Genomic DNA, 19036 nt, shown 5'->3' with positions numbered 1-19036 from the left:
CTAACCACTCTCCAGCCATTCTCTCGAAACTTCTATCAGTTTGCTTTCAAAGACAAGAGAAAAATTCTCTTCCACACTCTCCATGATCTCATGGAAGTCGACGTTGTCTACAAAATCGTCCATCGAAGCGATCGTATAGTCTTTAATGCCGCAGGGATTGATCAATCTGAAGTGTTCCTTGTTCACCCGTACGTTAAGGGCAAATCCGTGCATTGTGAACCATCTTTTGACGGCGATACCGACGGCGGCGATCTTTCTTTCTTCTACCCACACACCCCTGTATTCAGTTTTCCTTCCGGCTTCAATGCCATAATCTTCCAGCACTCTAATTACCACCTCTTCGAGAGAGTGCACGTACCACGGAAGTTCTTTCTTCCATTTCCCAAGATTCAGAACGGGGTATGCGACAACCTGTCCCGGACCGTGATAAGTTATGTTTCCTCCCCTGCAGGTATTACAGAGCTCAACCCCCAGTCTCTCGAGCTCTCGTTCATCGACGAGAAGATTCTCTCTTCCGCCCGATTTGCCCACGGTAAGAACTGGTTCGTGTTCAAGGAGAAGCAGTATGCAATCGGCCTTCTCCGACATAACCTTTTCAAGAGCTAGATTCTGCAGATTTAGCCCGTCAAGGTATTTTGTGAGCCCATTCAGTCTAATTGAGAAGCAACTTCGACTTTCCAAGTTCACTCGGATCCTGATTGACGCATAGTCTCATTTAACGCCGAAGATAGTGTTTCTATCGATTCTGCATATTTCATTACTTCTTCTCGACTCAGAGGAGCCGGTCTGGTTTCTCCGGCAACCCATAGCTCGACTTGATCGAAGAAATGAGGGCTGCGTGGGTCTTCTGAAACTCCTGGCGGCAGAAATGCTCTGGAGTTGTCTATGTTTGAAAGGTCGACGATCTGTGTGTAAGAGTTTCCCAGTTGCGACCAGATAGTATTTCCCGAGGTGGTCACGAGATCGGGCATGTTTCGATTCGCATCTGGGTAAATCGAGGGGAGGCCTTCAAGATTAGTCTGATATACCATAACCACCTTTCTGGTTTGAGAAACGTTCTCCCGAAGGCTGCCAGCCGAAGCCTCAAGTATCTGGTTGACCCAGACTGCCAATTCCTCCTCGTCCGGCAACTTCTGAGTTCTTTCAAACTCTTCCAGGGCAGAACGGAGCAGGAAGATATTTCCGGCATGGCCCCCGCCGTATTTCGAGGCAAGGAGAGCTGTGACCGTATTGGGACGCAGACTGCGATGCATTACCTGTACTATAGTCTCGGCAACATCGGCCGTTCTATTGTTCTCCAGAAGGCGATAGTCCCAATCAATTAGGGTTTTCAGAAGCCTCGTTGAATTTTGTGACAGAAGATTCCTCTCAGACAAAATGTCTGCGAGAGATAGAAAATCTCTGGCAATTGCCGAGACATTGTCTCGATGAATCTCCGAAAAGCTCTCAAAAGTAAATTCGTTTTGATCATCAAGGAGCTCGTAAAGCCTCATACTTCTTGGGTTATGGCCTGTTCCCCCGGTTCCTATAGTTAGAGAATACGGGTACCAGTCTCCGACTGGCAGATGATTTGCACTGGCAACAAATCCCGAAGAAGGATTCAAAACATGCGGAAGCTCATCAAACGGCACGTAGCCATTCCATTCCTCATCGCCCGTCCAGCCAATCTGTGGAAGTCCGGGTTTTCCCGAGCGAATAGGAATTGCAGCTGCTGTGTAATAGCCAATGTTGCCTGAGACATCGGCGTAGACGACGTGAATACCCGGAAACATATAATCATTCAATCCACCTGTAAATTCTTCCCAGTTCCTTGATCTCATCATTGCCAGCATTCCAGTTATAGGTGTATTCAGTTCTTCTGTAGCCACGTACTTCAAAGAGAAGTGCTCTGTGGGCCCCACTCCTTTTACGAATTCATCAACAAGTGGCCCGTGAATCGTTCTGTAAACAGTAATCTCAACCGGATCTTCGTTTCGAACAGATATTACTTCAGTATGTGACTGTAAAGGGTACCAACTCTCTCCAAAGAGAAACATAGATCCATCGCGGCTGAGCTTCTCCTGAAACAAGTCGCTGTTGTCAGAACCGAGCGCGGTTGCACCCCATGCGAGATCTTCATTCCAGCCAATGAGAAATCCCGGTGAACCTGCCACACAGATTCCCCTGGCATTGTAGCTGCCGCCGCTTAGATGAATTTCATACCAAAGAGAAGGAAGAGTGACTGCAATCTGGGGGTCGCTCTCAAGAAGAGGACCGTCTGTGAGAGTCTTGCTCCCGGAAACTGTCCAGGCGTGGCTTGCCTTAATTGAGTCCCATTCCATCCACTCACTTGATTCGCGCGGTTTCATTTCCATTAAACGTCGGTATGCTTCGGGGTCAGTTCGAAGAAAATCCGATTCAGTTACTATTGCAGCTGAGTTGTCAATTACAGCGGGGTCCTGAATCAAGCCGCTCCGCAAACGCTGTTCATAGTTCCGAAGGGCTGTGACTTCGTTTTGCCAGGACCTGTCAAATCTCTCAGATACGCGCATCCACACCGCAATACTATCGGCAACCGTCCATTGGTCGGGAATGACTCCAACTTCATCGAATGCAGGATTCAAGTTGTCGAGATGGGTTTCAAGATAGTAGTTCACACCATCAGCGTAAGCCTTGAGTATATCCATAGTATCGCCCTGTAGACTGGCTGCGATCTCCTGTGCGTGTTTGTAGAGACCGAGTGTGCGCATGAGCTTGTCGGACTCGAGCAAGTCCTTGCCGTAAATCTCGGATAGCGTCCCGGCAACTTTTCTCCTTGAAAGTTCCATTTGAAACATCCGGTCTTCGGCAGTGGCATATCCTGCCCCGAAAAAGAGTTCCAAGTCATTGTCGGCATAGATGTGTGCTATTCCCCATGAATCACGTACTATCTCGATTTGACCACCAAATAATCTTACAGAAAATATAGAAAGAAGCACAATGATAGAGATCAAAACCATCCACGGTGCGGTTTGCTTCCTCATAGCTGCCCCCTTTTGCTTACTGTCTGGAGTGACCTTACAATTATAGATCACTACTAATGATAGTAAGAAATTCAAGCCATTGTCCGTGATCCAAGCCGATAATGAACATAGGAATAGACTTTCCGAAATCAACAATCCGACGAACCTTCCCAATGAGAGATGTGATTTTTATACATCGGCTACGATTCCACGGTATCTTTGAAGAGAGGCACGTGAAAGCAATGAAATCTTCTTGGCGCAGGATGTCAAACACTCACTCGTATTATTGAAAGCTTTTCTGAAACGGTAGTGTAACCTGGAGGAATTCAGATTACATCTGGAATTTGCAGCCCAAAGAAAAACGGAGAGGTTTCCCTCTCCATTCGACTGGCGATCAGGATTAATTGGCCGGGTTGATAATCGTTATTCTTCCCTCGTTGACTGGAGCGATTGTTCCATGTCTTTCAACGTATTCTGCAAATGCATCTCTGAGGAAGGACTTTGTTTCAATGAACTTCTCCATTTCCAGGAACATGATGAACTTGTCTCCCCCACCCGTTAGGAAGTCGTTGGCGGTTAGAGTGTAAGTCTTTTCTGGATCTAGCGGGATACCGTTGGATGTAACGGACAGCAGCCGTTCATAGGGAGGTTTCGAAGCATCGAATGTGTACTCCAGTCCGGAAACCTGTAGAAACTGGCCAGCAGCAGCCGGATAAGCCGAAATCCCGTGTTCAAGTACGTCCCATATCTGCTTTCCGGTTGCCTTCACGGCAACTACGAGGTTGTCGAACGGTAAAACCGTGTAGACGTCCTTAATCGTAATGTCTCCAGCTGGAACGCTGGCTCGAACTCCTCCACCGTTCTGTATGGCAAATTCCGTTCCGGTCATTTCTCGAAGGCTATCGGCAATCGCGTTTGCAAGGTTGGATTCCTTCAACCTTACCGTGCCCCTTTCTCCATCGAGATCAACCTCGGTCTTTCCAATCACCGTGCCGAGCTTTTCGTCAAGCTGAGAGACATAACTTTGCACTACTTCGACTACTTCTTCATCCTGCGGAAGGTTCTGACTCATGAATACGTGAGCGAAGTTGATACCAATAACTTCCCCGTTGTAGATGTTTAGATTTGTTTTCGAGATCAGCTCTGCATGTTTTCCTGAAGAGATCACCCAACTACCGTTTATCTTTTCCGGGAAGGCAACAACGTCCCTTCCTCCTTCGAATATAAGATCGTAGCCGGTGACCTTCGTAGGAAGGACTCTGTTACCACCATGCAAGTGGGCGAGGGCGACCACCAGATCTGCCTGCGGAGATACTTCATCCAGGAGTCTCTTAGCGGCAGAGTACTGTTCTTCGAAGGTAATTCCCGCTACGTTTCTTGGATGGGTGTACCAGGCGCTGCTGTCGTCAGTAAGCCCAACAATGGCGATCTTTATTCCGTCGACTTCTTTTATTATGTATGGCTCAAGAAAATAGGGAGATTCTCCAAGGTATAAGGTATTTGCGCCAAGGAATGGGAAATTCGCAAGTTTGCTATTTCTTTCCATCACGTTGAACGGGAAATCAAAATCGTGGTTACCGAGAACCATGGCGTCGTAGCCCATCATGTTCATGATCCTTATTACAGGTTCTCCTTCGAAAAGGTTGGCGACATTGGTGTTGTAAGGAGCGTCTCCAACGTCCATAAGCAGAAGATCCGGCTGAATCGCTCGTTCTGTCTTAACGTAGTAGGCCATCTTTTCCACCGCGCCTACAGGGTACTTTGCGCCGCTTGGTAAATAAGGCTCTATGTGCCCATGTATATCGGCGGTAGCGAGCATTGTGATTATCTTAAAATCCGGATTGTCTACGAAGTTTGAAAGAATCTGTGCAGCTTCCTCTCGCCTCAACGGTCTTTCCATAGAGAGCAATTCCGCAGGCACGTAGACAAGTTGTGAAAGCTTTGCCGAATAGTCTATCGGTTCATCAACGCCAAATAGAACCTTTGCCACCGCAAGTGCGAATTCGGCGCCCGTTACTGCTTCGAATGGCCTGTAAAGACCATCGATAACCTCTTCAGCGCGTACCTTGATAAGACCCTCGATGTATTCCTCACCTTCGATATCTACAATATCTTTGGCAGACGGAACAACGAAAGCCTCATCGATAACACCAAGCGGGTCTGTATAAACGAACTTCTTCTCGACCTCTTCTTCGAGCTTCATGGACTGGATCGTCGACAACTTGAATGTCTTTACTATCCACTCGGCAGCATCGGCTCTCGAAAGCACTTCGGTCGGATTGAAGAGATCGTTCTCTGCCTCGACTATCCCCGCGGCGAATAGCTTTTCAATAGCAGCCGAATAAGGGCTTGCCGCAATGTCCTTGAGTCCGGCAAAGGAAAGTGCACAGATCAGTAACGTCGCAATCAGGACGAACTTGTTTCTCAATAACATAGTATCCCTCCTCTTTGTAAGGTTGTATGAAATGAAATAGAAAGAGTTCAAGAAAGAGCCGCTGAAGTTCCCTTTGTCACCAAGACTATTATACGTCAGCCAATCAATTCGACGGATGGGTTTAGAGGGATGAGATGAAGAGAATCCCACGTTTGCTCTATGCTTGGTAAGTCTTTCTTACAGGGGACTATAGCTCTTTTCAATGGTTCAGCTTCTTCGAAGGGAATGCTAGATTCTAAGCTGAAAACTCTATCATGAGGAATATGATCTAGTGGTTAGAGATTACGACTTTGAGTTTTCTAGCTTTCTCTATCCAGGGAAGCCAAAATAAGGGGGGATGGAAATGAGAAAAAGCACGACTCTAGTTGCCATTCTCTTTTCAGTGATAAGTATTTCCTTTGGCAACCACTTCACAGAGGAAAGCATTGAGCGATTCGTCGATCTTCTTGAAGGTCATGGATTCATAGTACAGGAGGGCAGTTTGTATCTCTTCAATCCAGCAGATATCTTTGGCAATTTCATAACTCCCAGTTGCTTTTGTGACAACACGGATTCACCTTACGCAGTCTATCTCATTCCCGAGGGACCTTGCCAGGAAGCTCCGAACAAGTATCCCTGGACATACAAACTTGCAGAAAACGAAGCAATAGTCTATCTAGGCTGGACTCCCCCACCTATGGTGTACTTCAGCTGCCAGACGATGCTGGCTGGGAGATTCTTCGATGGAAATTTCAAAAGAATATACGCAAATCTTGGTGATACAATAAACTCCTAGTTCTTCCTGGATCCGCTGCTCGCTGATAAAAACCGCGTTACCCGTCAACGGTCCACCGTCCTCCGCTGAGAAGAACGGTTCCCTTCGTTGTTCCTTGTTGGAACCAGATCCTGGGTCAAGTCCTGGATGACTGCAGACCAAATCGTTTTTTCACCATATCCGAGGCACTCCCAATTTCATCATTCTGAACGTGGTCCGTTCTTGATCTTAAATCCCCGCTTGAGCGGGGGGGACCGCTTGCGGTGGGGTGTGTGCTCTTTGAACAACGTTTAGAATAGATTGGCCTGTTCGCAATTGAACGACAAATTCACTCTTAACGTTATTTGGTCTGTGATCCATATGTATGCTCCTACCAGAGACCAAGAACTAACATCGAGCAACCACTCACATCGGACTATTTCAGAGCATCGGCTTTTCTCGCATACAAAGACCAACACCCTCCGCCACTACGTGGCCCTCCTCCCTCAAGGGAGGACTTAAGATCAGGATCATCAGGAGCCAAACACAGCATTCGCACGAGAACCAACATATTAATGGAATTTAACTCCCTGACTCATGTGTAATGATGAGTTCTTGAGGGAAATTGAAGAGTTCTTCAAGGCTTTTCAAGATCCCAGAACCTTACTTGCCCTCTATGCTTTTACCTTCTCTCTACTCTCTGAATAATGGTTTGACCAAGAACGGTTATTCCGAAAACGCCCAATTCTGTCATTCCGACAAAGCTCCTGGTCGGAATCCGGATGCTATTGCTTCACGGCTTCAACGGTCCTCGTTTCTTACAACTCACATCTTGGAACTTGCAACTGTTCTTTTCGGCGAACGGAGAACCGCTCAACGGTCAACGATCGTCGTTTCTCGGTTTCAGAACAGGTTCGTTCACCGGCAAAGCTCTATGATTGCCTGAGTGAATATCTTGGCGCTCGTCACGAGATCTTCAATGACCGCAAATTCATCGGGGCCGTGCATATTGTTTTCGCTTCCGGGCATAGTACAGCCAAATGCCACGCCGTTCTTAAGTCGATGTACGTACGTTCCGCCGCCCATTGAAATGCAGTACCCCTTCTCTCCGGTGTAGCTTTCGTAGCATCTGAGAAGTGTCTTGACGAACTCGGAGTCACCCGGTACGTGATGAGGAGGTTTTATGTCATCGTTTTGCAGATCTATGCCACGGTCAGCCAGTTTGGTTTTGATTACGTCAAGGAGGTTCTCCTTCGTTGCACATAAAGGAGCCCTGCAATCGAATGTCCCGTTTAGGCTCGAACCGTCGTATTCCAACATGTTTAGGCTTACTGTAAGCTTGCCGGAAAGTTCATCGCTCATCGCAATGCCAGCAGCCTCACCGAGCCAATCTCCATGAGGAAATACCGAGTTTAGAGCTCGCAGTCTTTCAAAGCCGGTACTTCGAGAAGCTGGAAGTTTTGAGATGACCTCAAGCAAACCCGTCAAAGCATTTTTCCCCTTATCTGGAGTCGAAGCGTGCCCCTGAAGACCTTTAGCCCTGATTGTAGTCTTGTTTCCCTCGGTGGATAAGTTGAACGAGATACCGCTAATCTTGGTCACGGCATCGCAGCAATCGCGGATCTCTTCAGGATCGATCCCCTCGACCACTGCGGCCGCTTCACCGGGGATAACATTGCTCTTGATCCCTGCCTTGAAGCTTACAATTCGGGGAGATTCAGTTGACTCTTCAAATCTCGATTCGAACTTGCCCTGAAGTCCCCCCTTCTCTATGTTCACAACCGGGAAGCTTGCATCCGGCGAAAAGGTCATCGGAGCCTCTTCTTCAATTCCGTAATAGTATCTTATGTCGGACGACCCGCATTCCTCATCGGTTCCCAGTATCAACCTCACGCCGGCCTTCAGAGGAATATTGAGATCCTTGACAGCCTTCATGGCGTAAAGAGCCGCTACGGCGGGGCCCTTGTCGTCTATCGTTCCTCTACCGTAGAGCCTTCCGTCCTTGACTACCGGGTTGAAGGGTTCTGTGACCGACCAACCGTCTCCTCCCGGTACCACATCGAGATGAGCAAGAATGTCAAGCTTGTTTTTTTGATCGTCGAAGTCAATCGCTCCAACATAATTGTCGTAGTTTTTGGTCCTAAATCCCATTTCAGATGCCATCTCAAGTGCTGCAGCCAGCACTTCGGCCGGTCCGTCGCCGTATGGCTTGCCCGCTTTAGCCTCTTCTTTGTCGCTCTTTATCCTTACCAGTCTCATGATGTCTCTTATCATTAGTCCCTTGTTCTGTTCGAAGTAATCTTCAATCAGTTTCTTCATAGGAATGGATCTTCACCTCCACCTGTTCAAAGTCTCGGATACTGCGTACCCACGTCTCGCGGCTGCTTCGAAAAGGAATCCCAGTGACTCTTCTATCTTCCTTCTGGGTGCAGCGATGTTCATTCGTGTAAAACCCTTTCCACCTTCTCCATAGTTTACGCCTCTATCCAGATCGAGATATGCCTCGTTCAGCAGGAATGAGTGCAGCTCCTCATCATCTAGTTTAAGCCTCCGCCAGTCTATCCAGATTACGAATGAACCCTCTACTTCGGTCATTGTGACTGCTGGAATGTTTCTGGTGAAGAAGTCCTTCATTATGGAGACATTCTCCCACACGTACTCCCTCATCTCTCTAACCCAGTCGGCTCCGTCGGGTCCGTAGCCTGCGCATACTGCCGCATGAACCATGGGATCTATGCTTCCGTAGTGATCTGCGTCTCGCTGGATCCTGAATCTCTTCCTTGTGGAGGGGTCGGGTATAACTATATTTGCGCTATTGACGCCAGTCAGATTGAAGACCTTTCCAAGTGAGGTCGCAACTACCGAGAAGCCTTCCTTTCCTGCAACAGTGGAGTATGGAATAGCCGAATTGCCGTTGAAGGTTATTTCCCCGAATATTTCGTCGCTGAATACAAGGACGTTATATCTCTGTGCAAGCGAGGAGATTTTCTCCAGATCAGAACGCTGCCAGACTTTTGCGATGGGGTTATGAGGATTGCACAGTATGAAAAGTCGGTTTTTCTCAACCCTCATACATCTCTCTAGGTCATCGAAGTCCATTGAGTACTTTCCGTCCCTGTAGATCAGAGGATTGCTCACTATCTCTCGGTTTGTCCTTCTTACAGCCTGTTCGTATCTGTTGTATACAGGAGGTTGTACGATTACACCGTCTCCCTCTTTCGTGAATGCCCTGATGGCCGTCGCAACCGAGTGAATAGTACCATAGGTAGGCACAATCCAGTCTCTCTCTATCTCCCAGTTACGCATGTTCTTCATCCACCACTGTACGCCGGAAAGATACTTTTCGTCGGCAAGTGTGAATCCAAGAAGGCCATTCCTGGCCCGCTCAACAAGAGCGTCGATTATTGCGGGAGCAGTCTTGAAATCCATCTCTGCGCCGGCATAACTGATCAGATTCATCTTCTTGACTAAATCGGGAGTGAGCATGAATTTCATGTTCCCCTGATTCTCTCTGTTTACCAGAGTATCGAAGTCGTAGTCCATATTAATCGTTCTCTCTGATTTCGATTACTGCCTCGATCTCGACCGTGAAATCCAACGGCAGCTGGTTCGTTCCAACTGCAGTACGTGCGTGCCTTCCGGCCTCACCGAATATTTCATAAAGGAGTTCCGAAGCCGCATTAGCAACGATATGCTGCCTGTCGAAGCCTGTTTCGCTGTTCACAAAGGCCTGGAGCTTCACAATGCCAACTACCCTGTCGAGATCACCGAGGTAAGCCTTGACGGCTGCCAGCATGTTGACAATGCACAGTCTGGCCCCTTCCTCGGCGTATTCGATTGATCTCTCCTTTCCCACTTTACCCGTGTAAGCAGGCTTTCCGTCCTTCATCGGTACCTGACCCGAAACGAAAAGAGCATTTCCGAGCCTTTTAACGGGAATATACATGGCTCCTGGCGGTGAAGACGGCGGCAGCTCGATTCCCAGTTCCTTTATCCTCTTCTCTATAAGCATCATCTTCTCCTCTTTTTCTTTATTTATGTCAGCTGCTTTCCTTTATGTATTTGTATATCGTGTATCTAGATAGATTGAGCCTGCTTGAAACGTACGGGACTGCCTTAGAAAAGTCGAAGGCCTTTTCTCTCTTAAGAAGACTTATCAGTCTCAACCGGTCCGATTTGTTCATCCTTTCGATGGGCTTGCCTACAGCCTCGAGACAGCTGTCGAAGATCGAAGAGAGCTTGTTCTCTCCCGCCTCGCTTATAGCAGACTGCAAATCGGATTCGACCTTCATGAAGTTCTCCAGAACGTTTGAAAACTCCCTCATGTGGGTGAAGTCATAGTTTATACCAAGCGCATAGTGATAATCTTCGCCCTTCAGATGAAAGGTCGTTGACTTTATGAATTTTCCGGACTTGTACACCGCTAAATGGTTTATGAAATCACCTTCCAGATATGACGACTTGTACTTGGCAAGATCGCCATAGACGTCCTCCGTCGAACCAGCTTTCCTGTTCGTGACGTGCCCGTTGTATATAACAACGATCGGATGCTTTGGAACGCTCATGTCATGAACAAGCGTCTCGCAATTGCTACCAAACATTTCTGAGATGCCTTTCGCCAGTCTGTCGAGAAATTCCAGCGCTTCCTTCTTATTCATGGTTATAGACTCACTCCCCTGCTTAACAGTCAAATCCAGGTCTATTGATCATCTGCAATTCCGAGAACGGCATTTGGGACTTAGATGATATCATTTTCCGTTGATCTGAAGTCTTTCCACCAGAATGCTGGGGGCGCCGACGCAGTAACTCTTTCGAAGGAACTCTTCGATGTATAGATCATTCCCAGCCGCTTTTACTCTGGCAAACAAGTCTGTCAACCTTCCATTGATCGTTAACCCCGTTACATTGTGGCCGGGCTTACCGTTTTTTATTACAGTTCCTCTACATGGAATAGAGAAGCTTCCCGAACCTATGTTGATCGAGTGGAAAACGTCATATGAATGAGTTATATAAACTCCATCCGCCATCTCCTCTATCATTTCCTCAATGGAGTTTTCACCCGGCTCAACATAGAAGATCTTCGGCGTTATTATAATATCTGTTGGAATAGATCCGCTAAGCAGGGCATACCTCCCTGCGTTCCCGCTTGAAGATGAGTCCAGTCCGGCGGCACTGGAGATATTGTGCATCAGTCCGACGAACTTTCCCCTCTCAACCAAGCGCTGTTCTTCGGAAGGAGTCCCTTCACAATCAAATTCGTAATGATAACCGGTTTGCTCATGGGTTGGCGAATCGACTATGTTAAGCTCGGACGATCCGATCGTTTCTCCCAGTCTTCCGGAGAGCGCCGAAGAACCGTTGTTGTACTTCATTCCGCTGAAAACCTGCCACGCCGTCATCATTATGTTCGTCACGACGGTGCTGTCCAGCAATACCTTGTAAACTCCCGATCGAAGCTCCATCGCATTGTACTGATGTCTCAGACTGGCTGTAATCCTTTCTCTGAACCTATCGAGATTCAGCTCACCTATATTGGACACACTCTGAAAGAAAGTGGCATCGTACTGGTCGCCGTCTTTCTCTGCCATCACAGTTGCCCTGGCGCAATAGAGATTCATGGTCGACTCTACATCGAGTCCGTGAGAGTTGATAACGTTTCTCGAATGAGTGTCCGAGCTGATTTCAATCGCGACGCTTGAAATACTGCCGTCGGCCTCTCTTACGGTCTTTTCAATCTTCTCTGCGGCCAGTTTCATTGATCCTAAGTCGGGTCCTTTTGATCTATCGTCGACTACAGCTGTTCGTTTTACGGTCGACTCGTTGAGTTTGTCCTTTTGCCGACGCTGGACGAAATTCGAGTTGTTGAGGCCCCTTAGAAGGACTTCTATCGGTTCTTCCTCCAGATCCTGGGTATATGCGTAGCCCGTCTTCTCGTCGGAAACGCGTATGAAAAGTTCGGTGGTGTCGGAGGAACGAGTTTCGATTATCTCTCCGTTCGCACACTTGATCACTGTGCTCCCATTGCGTTCGACATCTACTTCGGCTTCGGAAAACCTTGCGGGAAGAGCCTTCATCATGTTTCGATAGTTTTCTAGATAATCCATTCAGATCAGTCCTCCCCGCCGACCGGCATGAGCGATATTCTCATCCTCGGCTGAAAACTCGTGACGGGGCACAATCCGGAATCGGCGCCGCAAAAGCCGCCGCTGTCAGTCTTCAGTATCCTTCCGACCATGTCGACCCTCTTGATCATGTCAATGCCCCTTCCGTTGAGAACGAAGCCGCTTCTTAGCCTGTGGGATATCTTGCCGTTCTCTATCCAGTATCCTTCGCTCACCGCTATGGAAAACTCTCGTCCGCCTGTTCCGCCCCCCAGCCTCTTGACGAAAAGACCCTCGTTGACGGAGCTGATCATCTCTTCGTCATTGTCGCTTCCAGGGGCCAGATATGTATTGCTCATTCTTGGTACGGGAGCGTATGTGTATCCCTGCCTTCTTCCGCTTCCCGTAGATGGGATTCCCAATCTCCTCCCGCAAAGCCTGTCGCATAGATACCCTTTCAGAACCCCATTCTCTATGAGGACATTTTTCTGCGTTGGAAAGCCTTCATCGTCGATTGCCGCAGAGCCATATAGACCCGGTATCGTCCCGTCATCGATCAGCGTAACCTTTTCCGAAGCGACGACCTGCCCAACTTTGCCCGCGAAATCGCTCGCGTTTCTTGAGACAGCAGAGGCCTCAAGTTGATGACCGCAGGTTTCATGCCAGAAAGTGCCGCATGGACCGGCCTCAAAGACCACCGGGACGATACAGGACTTCACCGGAGCGGCTCTTAGATCCTCAGCCATATCCTTTATGAATTCTTCTGCAAAGGAGGTGTAGTCGTTCTCTATCCGGAAGGCCTCGAATCCCTGCGGACGTGTAAAGTCTCCCCATTCGTACTTCGAGCGGCCATCGGCCTCGACTGTGGCCTGAAGTCTCAATCTGCTCGTTATACGCCTGTCTTCAGTGCGCAGGCCTTCGCTGTTGAAAATCTCGACTCTCTGATCAGTATCGAAGTAATCGACATTCAGCTGTCTGATTGTCTCTCCTGCGCTTCTCGCAGCAAGGCTCGTCTCTCTAAGTATCCTGATCTTTTTTCCATGACCCACAGATGAGGGAAATATCTCGAATCTATTCGGGTTTTCCGCTTTCCGCATTGAAAAAGAAATGTTTCCGGTGAATCTCTCAGAGCAGGAATTCAAAAGCTCCGAGGCCCGCTCTGCGCAGTCAGTGAGACCTCGAGAGCTGAGATCGTTGGTGTAAACGTATACGCTCTTTTCGCCACAGAGAACGTATATTCCTGCCCCTTTGATCCGAACGGTAGTTATTCCGTTTATCGAGTCTTCAGAGCATTTTATGTTCAACTCATCCTTGTCTTCAATGAAAATCTCGGCGAAATCGCCGCCCTTTGAAAGAGCTTGCGAGATAACTTTCTTGAGAATCTCTTCTTCAAGCACAGTGAACCTCCCAAACCAGAGGTGAGGGATATAGATGAATATATTTCCCTGCCTCACTTCCGGAATTCTCTGTCGCTAAACCTTTCAATCTTTCATACCTATGAAAACCGCGTTACCCGTCAACGGTCCACTGTCCAGAAGACCGGTTCTTCGTTGTTCCTTCTTGGAACCAGATCCTGGGTCAAATTCTGGATGACAGCGAATGGTTATTCCAAAAACGTTACAACTCGTCATGCTGAACTTGTTTCAGCATCTCGATCCTAAGATCCGCTTTGCGCTTAAGAACAAAAACCCGCTGATCGCTGCAAAGAGCCGTCCTTGGTCCTTCGTCCAAGATCATGAACCCGTCCTTCGAAAGAGCAGGTGCAAGTTGTAGTTCCAAGTTGCAAGCCCAAGAATAAAAAATCGTCAAAGAACGGTTCTTCGTTCCAACGCTACGCGTCCAAGTTCTTGATTCTTCGTCCGGGATTCCGTCATGCTGAACTTGTTTCAGCATCTCGATCCTAAGATCCGCTTTGCGCTTAAGAGCAAAAATTCGTTGATCGCTGATAAAAACCGCGTTACCCGTCAACAGTCCACCGTCCTCCGCTGAGAAGAATGGTTCCCTTCGTTGTTCCTTGTTGGAACCAGATCCTGGGTCAAGTCCGGGATGACTGCAGACCAAATCGTTTTTTCACCATATCCGAGGCACTCCCAATTTAATCATTCTGAACGTGGTCCGTTCTTGGTGTGCACACACCCCGTCGACGATGGAGCCGTCGCCACCCCTCTCGAGAGGGGATTAGAGAGCTCTTAAAGGCTCTTCGATATCCAAGATCCTTACCTGTTCTCTTTGCTTTTCCCTTCTCTCTACTCTCTGAATAAATGGGTCTGACCAAGAACGGTTATTCCGAAAACGCCCAATTCCGTCATTCCGACAAAGCTCCTGGTCGGAATCTCGATGCTAGTGCTTCACGGCTTCAACCAAGAACAAAGAAAAGATCCTCGCTCTGGAACGAACAACTGGTTTTTTATTCGGAGAACGGAGAACCGCTCAGCGGTCATCAGCCAGTTTCTTTTGCTCTTACGAACCTCCAACCACCAACCTCCGACCCCGGCCTTTTTTACAACTCATATCTTGGAACTTACAACTGTTCTTTTCGGCGAACGGCTAACCGTTCAACGATGGACCAGTTCCTTTGCTCTTTCCTACCACCAACCCGCTACCCCCGACCACGGTTCTTAGAAAATCCCAGATCCTGAATAGGAGCATTTCAGGATGACAGAGTAAGTTCGTCCTTATCTGATTACTTCAATTTGCTTGCTCTTTTTCTTTGGTTTTTGCCTCCTGGTGCGTAAGTGCCAGCATCACTTCCCCGGATGCTCCTCCCGGGCATCACTTCCTCGCGCCAGCGAGCCTCACTTCCTGCCGGAGGCAGCATCACTTCTGATCTTGATGCCACCAACTCCGACCCCCAACCACGGTTCTACCATTCCTCACTATGAACCATATGACAGGCCACCATGTGACCATCGCCGGCATCTTTCAAAACAGGTGTTTCTTTCCTGCAGATCTCCTTCGCAAATTTGCACCTTGAGGAGAAGCGGCAACCGGGTGCGGGATTGATCGGACTCGGGACTTCTCCTGAGAGTAAATCGTGTTTGTGGCTCTTTTCATAATCGGGATCTGCTATCGGAACGGCTTCTAGCAAGCCGATAGTGTATGGATGCAAAGGATTCTCGAAGAGCTCTTCGGTCTCGGATTTTTCGACGAGAGTGCCAAGGTACATAACGATCGTGTCGTCGGAAATATATCTGATCATGCTAAGATCATGTGCAATGAAGAGATAAGTCAGGTTCAACCGCTTCTGGAGATCGATCAGGAGGTTTATTATCTGTGCCTGTATCGAGACATCCAGTGCAGAGATCGCTTCGTCACAGACCAGAAACTCCGGCCCGACAGCAAGTGCCCGTGCGATTCCTATACGCTGACGCTGCCCGCCGCTGAATTCGTGTGGAAAGCGGTTCGCATGCTCCCTGTTTAAACCGACCATTTCTAGCATTTCGTAGATTCTCTCCATCCGTTCTGTCTTGTTTCTGCAGAGTTTGTGAATGTCAATTCCTTCCCCTACTATCGCGCTAACGGTCTTTCTTGGATCAAGAGAAGCGTAAGGGTCTTGAAAAATCATCTGAATCTTTTTCGTTATCTGTCTGTACTTCTTGTTGTTCAATTCGTGAATGTTACTCCCGTTGAATAAGACTTCACCTTCGTCGGGACTGTATAGGTGGACAATTGTCCTTCCCACGGTGGTCTTCCCGCAGCCGGATTCCCCTACCATTCCCAGTATCTTCCCGCGATCGATCGAGAAGCTTATGTTGTCCACGGCTTTCAGGAGCTGTCCCTTGGATATGTTGAAGTACTTCTTAAGGTTCTTGACTTCAAGTATTGTCTGCGACATCTTACATCACACCCTTGCCGGAACTTTCGCCTGCATGTCTCTTCACTACGTACGGTTTTATACCGGGAGCTCTTTCGTCGAGTAACCAGCAGGAAGCATAATGGCCTTCTCCAATCTTCCTCTCTGGAGGATCGTTCTCCTTGCATACCTTCATCCTGTATTCGCAACGGTCATAGAATGCGCAGCCTTTGGGCGGCATGAAAAGATCAGGCGGTGTGCCGGTTATCGTCGGAAGTTTCTCCGTCCTCTTCTTCCCTACAGCCGGTACGCTGTTAAGCAGTCCCCAGGTGTATGGATGTCGTGGATCGTAGAAGATATCGCTGGTCTTTCCCGTTTCTACAATTTTTCCGGCATACATGACGGAAATCCTCTCGGCAAATCTCGCAACGATTCCCAGATTGTGAGTTATAAGAACGATAGCCATTTCGAACTCCTGCTTCAGATGGTTCATCACTTCAAGTATCTGGGCCTGTGTGGTGACATCCAGAGACGTGGTCGGTTCATCTGCGAACAGTATCTTGGGATTGCAGGCCAGAGCAATCGCTATCATGACCCTCTGTCGCATACCACCGGAATACATGTGAGGATAGCGCATGATGTTCCTTTCCGGATCGGATATTCCGACTTCTTTCAATAAATTGATGCTGCGTTTGCGCGCTTCATCCGGCGAGATCTTCTCGTGTTTCTTTATTCCCTCGGATATCTGCCTGCCGATTCTCATCGTTGGATTCAAGCTGGTCATAGGATCCTGAAAGATCATGGACATTTCCTTTCCTCTAAGTTTCTCCATCTGTCGGTCACTGTAGTTCGTGATGTCCTTGCCGAAGTAGAAGATCTTTCCTCCCTTCAACCTTCCGGGTGGCGAAGGAACGAGCCTCATTATTGATTGGACGGTTACGCTCTTTCCGCATCCCGATTCCCCTACGATCGCAAGAGACTCGCTTCTGTTTATGTGAAAGGAGACACCCCGTATGGCGTGTACCTCTCCCGCATATGTGTCGAAAGAAAATTCGAGATCTTTAACTTCGAGTATCTTCTCAGTCACAGTAAATATCTCCCATTCAGCTTCGTAGTTTCGGATCGAGCGCATCCCTTAGGCCGTCTCCGAAGAGGTTGAAAGAAAGCATTGTCAACGAAATCATGATTGCTGGTATCAGCAACTGCGTCGGAAAAATTCTAAATACCGAGGTGCCCAGGTTCGCAAGCTGCCCCCAGCTTGGTATAGGAGGCTTTATCCCGAGGCCGATAAAACTTAGATATGCTTCCTGGAATATTGCTGCCGGAACTCCGAGGGTCATGCTGACAACCACAATACCGAGAGTGTTCGGAACCAGATGCTTGAATATTATGTACCCGTGTGGAGCTCCCAGTATTCGGGAGGCCAGGACAAACTCCTCCTGTTTTATCTTCAGAATCAGGCCGCGAACATTTCGGGCAGAACCCATCCAGCCCGTTATCGCGAAGGCAATGATCAGCGGTACTGGACCGGAACCGATTACGAGCATGATCAATATTATGTAGATCATCTGCGGAATGCAGATTATTATATCTATAAGCCTCATTATTATCATGTCCACCTTACCGCCGAAGTATCCGGATATTCCTCCTATCACAATGCCGATAATACTTGGGATAATCGAGCCAAAGATTCCGACTGCAAGCGACACTCTCGCCCCTACCCATGTCCTGACCCACAGATCCCTTCCCAGTGAATCGGTACCGAACCAGTGTTCCGAAGACGGTGCCGCGTTGATATTTCTGAGGTTCTGCTGGCTGTATGAATAAGACGAGAGTTCAGGGATAATTATTGAAAACAAAGCGATTGCCAGAATAATTATCAGTCCGGTCATTGCCACTTTGTTTTTGAAGAGTCTTCTCCAGACATCCTTCCAGAAGGAGATGCTAGGTCGGGTGAGAGCTTCTGATTTTTCCTCTATCTCCCCGACAAAGTCGAATTCGTCTTTTGGTATACCTGCAAAGTCTTTAATCACGGCAATACCTCACTTAGCTAGCCTGATTCGCGGATCGACAATTCCATAAGCTATGTCTACAAGAAAATTCGCTGTCACAAGGAAGGCCCCGAAAAAGACTGTGAGCCCCATCGTCATCGTGTAGTCAAGACCGGTAATGGAGTTCACGAAATGAAGCCCCAGTCCCGGTATCGCAAAGATCTTCTCAATGACGAAGGTACCCATTAGTACACTTGCCACCATAGGGCCCATCATTGTCAGTATCGGGATAAGAGCGTTCCGAATCTCGTGACTCCAAACGATTTTCCCCTCTGAAAGTCCCTTCGATTTTGCCGTCTTCACATAATCCTGAGTTGTAACTTCAAGCATGCTCGCCCGCATGATTCTTGTCAGTGTAGCGAGAAGGCCTAGGGCGATAGCAACTGTCGGAAGTACTTTGTGCATTTCTGTAGTCCATTGGGCCATCGGCAGAATCCTCAGCTTGAGGGCAAAGATGTATTGAAGAAAAGAACCGAGAATGAAACTCGGTATAGACACGCCTATGACCGAAATTATCACGCACAGATAATCGACTGCCTTTCCACGTTTTCTCGCCGAAGCGATTCCTAGAAACAGTCCGATAGGCAATGCCAGCGCAAGCGATCGCAGACCTAGATCGGCAGAGACCGGGAAGGCCTTTGCAATTATGCTGTTGACCGTTCTGTTCGTGTATTTTAGGGAGTAACCCATATTCCCCTGCAGAAGATTCCCCATGTATGTGAAGTACTGTTCGACAATGGGCCTGTTCAATCCATAGTAATTCATCATTCTTTCCTGCATCTCGAAGGTTAGAATCTGGTCGGTCTGAAAGGGATTGCCCGGCAGAAGCCTGAGCAGGAAAAAAGTTATCGTTGCCAGTAGCCACAACGTTAATAAGGAGATCAAGAGCCGTCTAAAGATATACCTAACCAAATTGTTTCACTCCTTATCTCTTTCAAAAGAA

The 19036-nt window shown here is 48.1% G+C and carries 14 protein-coding genes; 1 reads left to right on the top strand and 13 read right to left on the bottom strand.

Annotated features, from left to right (window positions below):
• The 3 genes from lipB to Y697_RS11865 form a co-directional block, all read right to left on the bottom strand.
• Entirely contained in the window at positions 1–687 is a 687-nt protein-coding gene (gene lipB, locus Y697_RS11875) for a lipoyl(octanoyl) transferase LipB (protein ID WP_259462543.1), read from the bottom strand.
• Positions 684–3002 carry a penicillin acylase family protein gene (locus Y697_RS11870; protein WP_121551828.1) on the bottom strand — a complete coding sequence of 773 codons (2319 nt, stop codon included), beginning with the start codon at positions 3000–3002 and terminating at the stop codon, positions 684–686. Before Y697_RS11870 ends, lipB begins: the two co-directional genes overlap by 4 nt.
• A gap of 379 nt (positions 3003–3381) precedes the next feature.
• On the bottom strand, positions 3382–5415 hold the full coding sequence (locus Y697_RS11865; protein WP_121551826.1) for a 5'-nucleotidase C-terminal domain-containing protein: 2034 nt from the start codon (positions 5413–5415) through the stop codon (positions 3382–3384).
• Positions 5416–5758: 343 nt separating this feature from the next.
• On the opposite strand from Y697_RS11865, the gene Y697_RS11860 reads away from it, so the two are divergent.
• On the top strand, positions 5759–6190 hold the full coding sequence (locus tag Y697_RS11860; protein ID WP_259462542.1) for a hypothetical protein: 432 nt from the start codon (positions 5759–5761) through the stop codon (positions 6188–6190).
• Positions 6191–7066: 876 nt separating this feature from the next.
• Here Y697_RS11860 and pepV read toward each other — a convergent pair.
• The 10 genes from pepV to Y697_RS11800 form a co-directional block, all read right to left on the bottom strand.
• The gene (gene pepV / locus Y697_RS11855; protein WP_121551824.1) at positions 7067–8467 is read right to left on the bottom strand and encodes a dipeptidase PepV; all 1401 of its coding nucleotides are present in this window, start codon (positions 8465–8467) and stop codon (positions 7067–7069) included.
• 12 nt (positions 8468–8479) lie between these two features.
• Positions 8480–9691 carry a MalY/PatB family protein gene (locus tag Y697_RS11850; protein WP_121551822.1) on the bottom strand — a complete coding sequence of 404 codons (1212 nt, stop codon included), beginning with the start codon at positions 9689–9691 and terminating at the stop codon, positions 8480–8482.
• A 1-nt stretch (position 9692) separates the two neighbouring features.
• On the bottom strand, positions 9693–10160 hold the full coding sequence (locus tag Y697_RS11845; protein ID WP_121551820.1) for a RidA family protein: 468 nt from the start codon (positions 10158–10160) through the stop codon (positions 9693–9695).
• Positions 10161–10188: 28 nt separating this feature from the next.
• Positions 10189–10806 carry a transcriptional regulator gene (locus tag Y697_RS11840; protein ID WP_121551818.1) on the bottom strand — a complete coding sequence of 206 codons (618 nt, stop codon included), beginning with the start codon at positions 10804–10806 and terminating at the stop codon, positions 10189–10191.
• 90 nt (positions 10807–10896) lie between these two features.
• A complete protein-coding gene (locus Y697_RS11835; RefSeq protein ID WP_121551816.1) occupies positions 10897–12252 on the bottom strand; it encodes a TldD/PmbA family protein in 1356 nt (451 codons plus the stop codon).
• Between the two features lie 5 nt (positions 12253–12257).
• Entirely contained in the window at positions 12258–13646 is a 1389-nt protein-coding gene (locus tag Y697_RS11830) for a TldD/PmbA family protein (RefSeq protein ID WP_121551814.1), read from the bottom strand.
• 1466 nt (positions 13647–15112) lie between these two features.
• A complete protein-coding gene (locus tag Y697_RS11815) occupies positions 15113–16084 on the bottom strand; it encodes an ABC transporter ATP-binding protein (RefSeq protein ID WP_121551810.1) in 972 nt (323 codons plus the stop codon).
• Between the two features lies 1 nt (position 16085).
• Complete coding sequence (locus Y697_RS11810) at positions 16086–17129, bottom strand: ABC transporter ATP-binding protein (RefSeq protein ID WP_259462541.1); 1044 nt, start codon at positions 17127–17129, stop codon at positions 16086–16088.
• A 16-nt stretch (positions 17130–17145) separates the two neighbouring features.
• Positions 17146–18075: an ABC transporter permease gene (locus tag Y697_RS11805; protein WP_121551806.1), complete on the bottom strand. Its 930-nt coding sequence runs from the start codon at positions 18073–18075 to the stop codon at positions 17146–17148.
• A gap of 9 nt (positions 18076–18084) precedes the next feature.
• Positions 18085–19005 carry an ABC transporter permease gene (locus tag Y697_RS11800; RefSeq protein ID WP_121551804.1) on the bottom strand — a complete coding sequence of 307 codons (921 nt, stop codon included), beginning with the start codon at positions 19003–19005 and terminating at the stop codon, positions 18085–18087.
• Positions 19006–19036 lie beyond the last annotated feature (31 nt).

This window comes from Mesotoga sp. BH458_6_3_2_1, assembly GCF_003664995.1.
In the GTDB taxonomy this organism is placed as follows: Bacteria; Thermotogota; Thermotogae; order Petrotogales; family Kosmotogaceae; genus Mesotoga.
Note: the sequence above shows the minus strand (reverse complement) of the source record. Positions and strands in the feature narration are given on the sequence as shown.

Coding starts and splice junctions, on each gene's coding strand:
- Y697_RS11865 (WP_121551826.1), bottom strand. CDS start 5,415: ATGTTATTGAGAAACAAGTTCGTCCTGATTGCGACGTTACTGATCTGT.
- pepV (WP_121551824.1), bottom strand. CDS start 8,467: ATGAAGAAACTGATTGAAGATTACTTCGAACAGAACAAGGGACTAATG.
- Y697_RS11815 (WP_121551810.1), bottom strand. CDS start 16,084: ATGTCGCAGACAATACTTGAAGTCAAGAACCTTAAGAAGTACTTCAAC.
- Y697_RS11840 (WP_121551818.1), bottom strand. CDS start 10,806: ATGAATAAGAAGGAAGCGCTGGAATTTCTCGACAGACTGGCGAAAGGC.
- Y697_RS11860 (WP_259462542.1), top strand. CDS start 5,759: ATGAGAAAAAGCACGACTCTAGTTGCCATTCTCTTTTCAGTGATAAGT.
- Y697_RS11850 (WP_121551822.1), bottom strand. CDS start 9,691: ATGGACTACGACTTCGATACTCTGGTAAACAGAGAGAATCAGGGGAAC.
- Y697_RS11845 (WP_121551820.1), bottom strand. CDS start 10,160: ATGCTTATAGAGAAGAGGATAAAGGAACTGGGAATCGAGCTGCCGCCG.
- Y697_RS11870 (WP_121551828.1), bottom strand. CDS start 3,002: ATGAGGAAGCAAACCGCACCGTGGATGGTTTTGATCTCTATCATTGTG.
- Y697_RS11835 (WP_121551816.1), bottom strand. CDS start 12,252: ATGGATTATCTAGAAAACTATCGAAACATGATGAAGGCTCTTCCCGCA.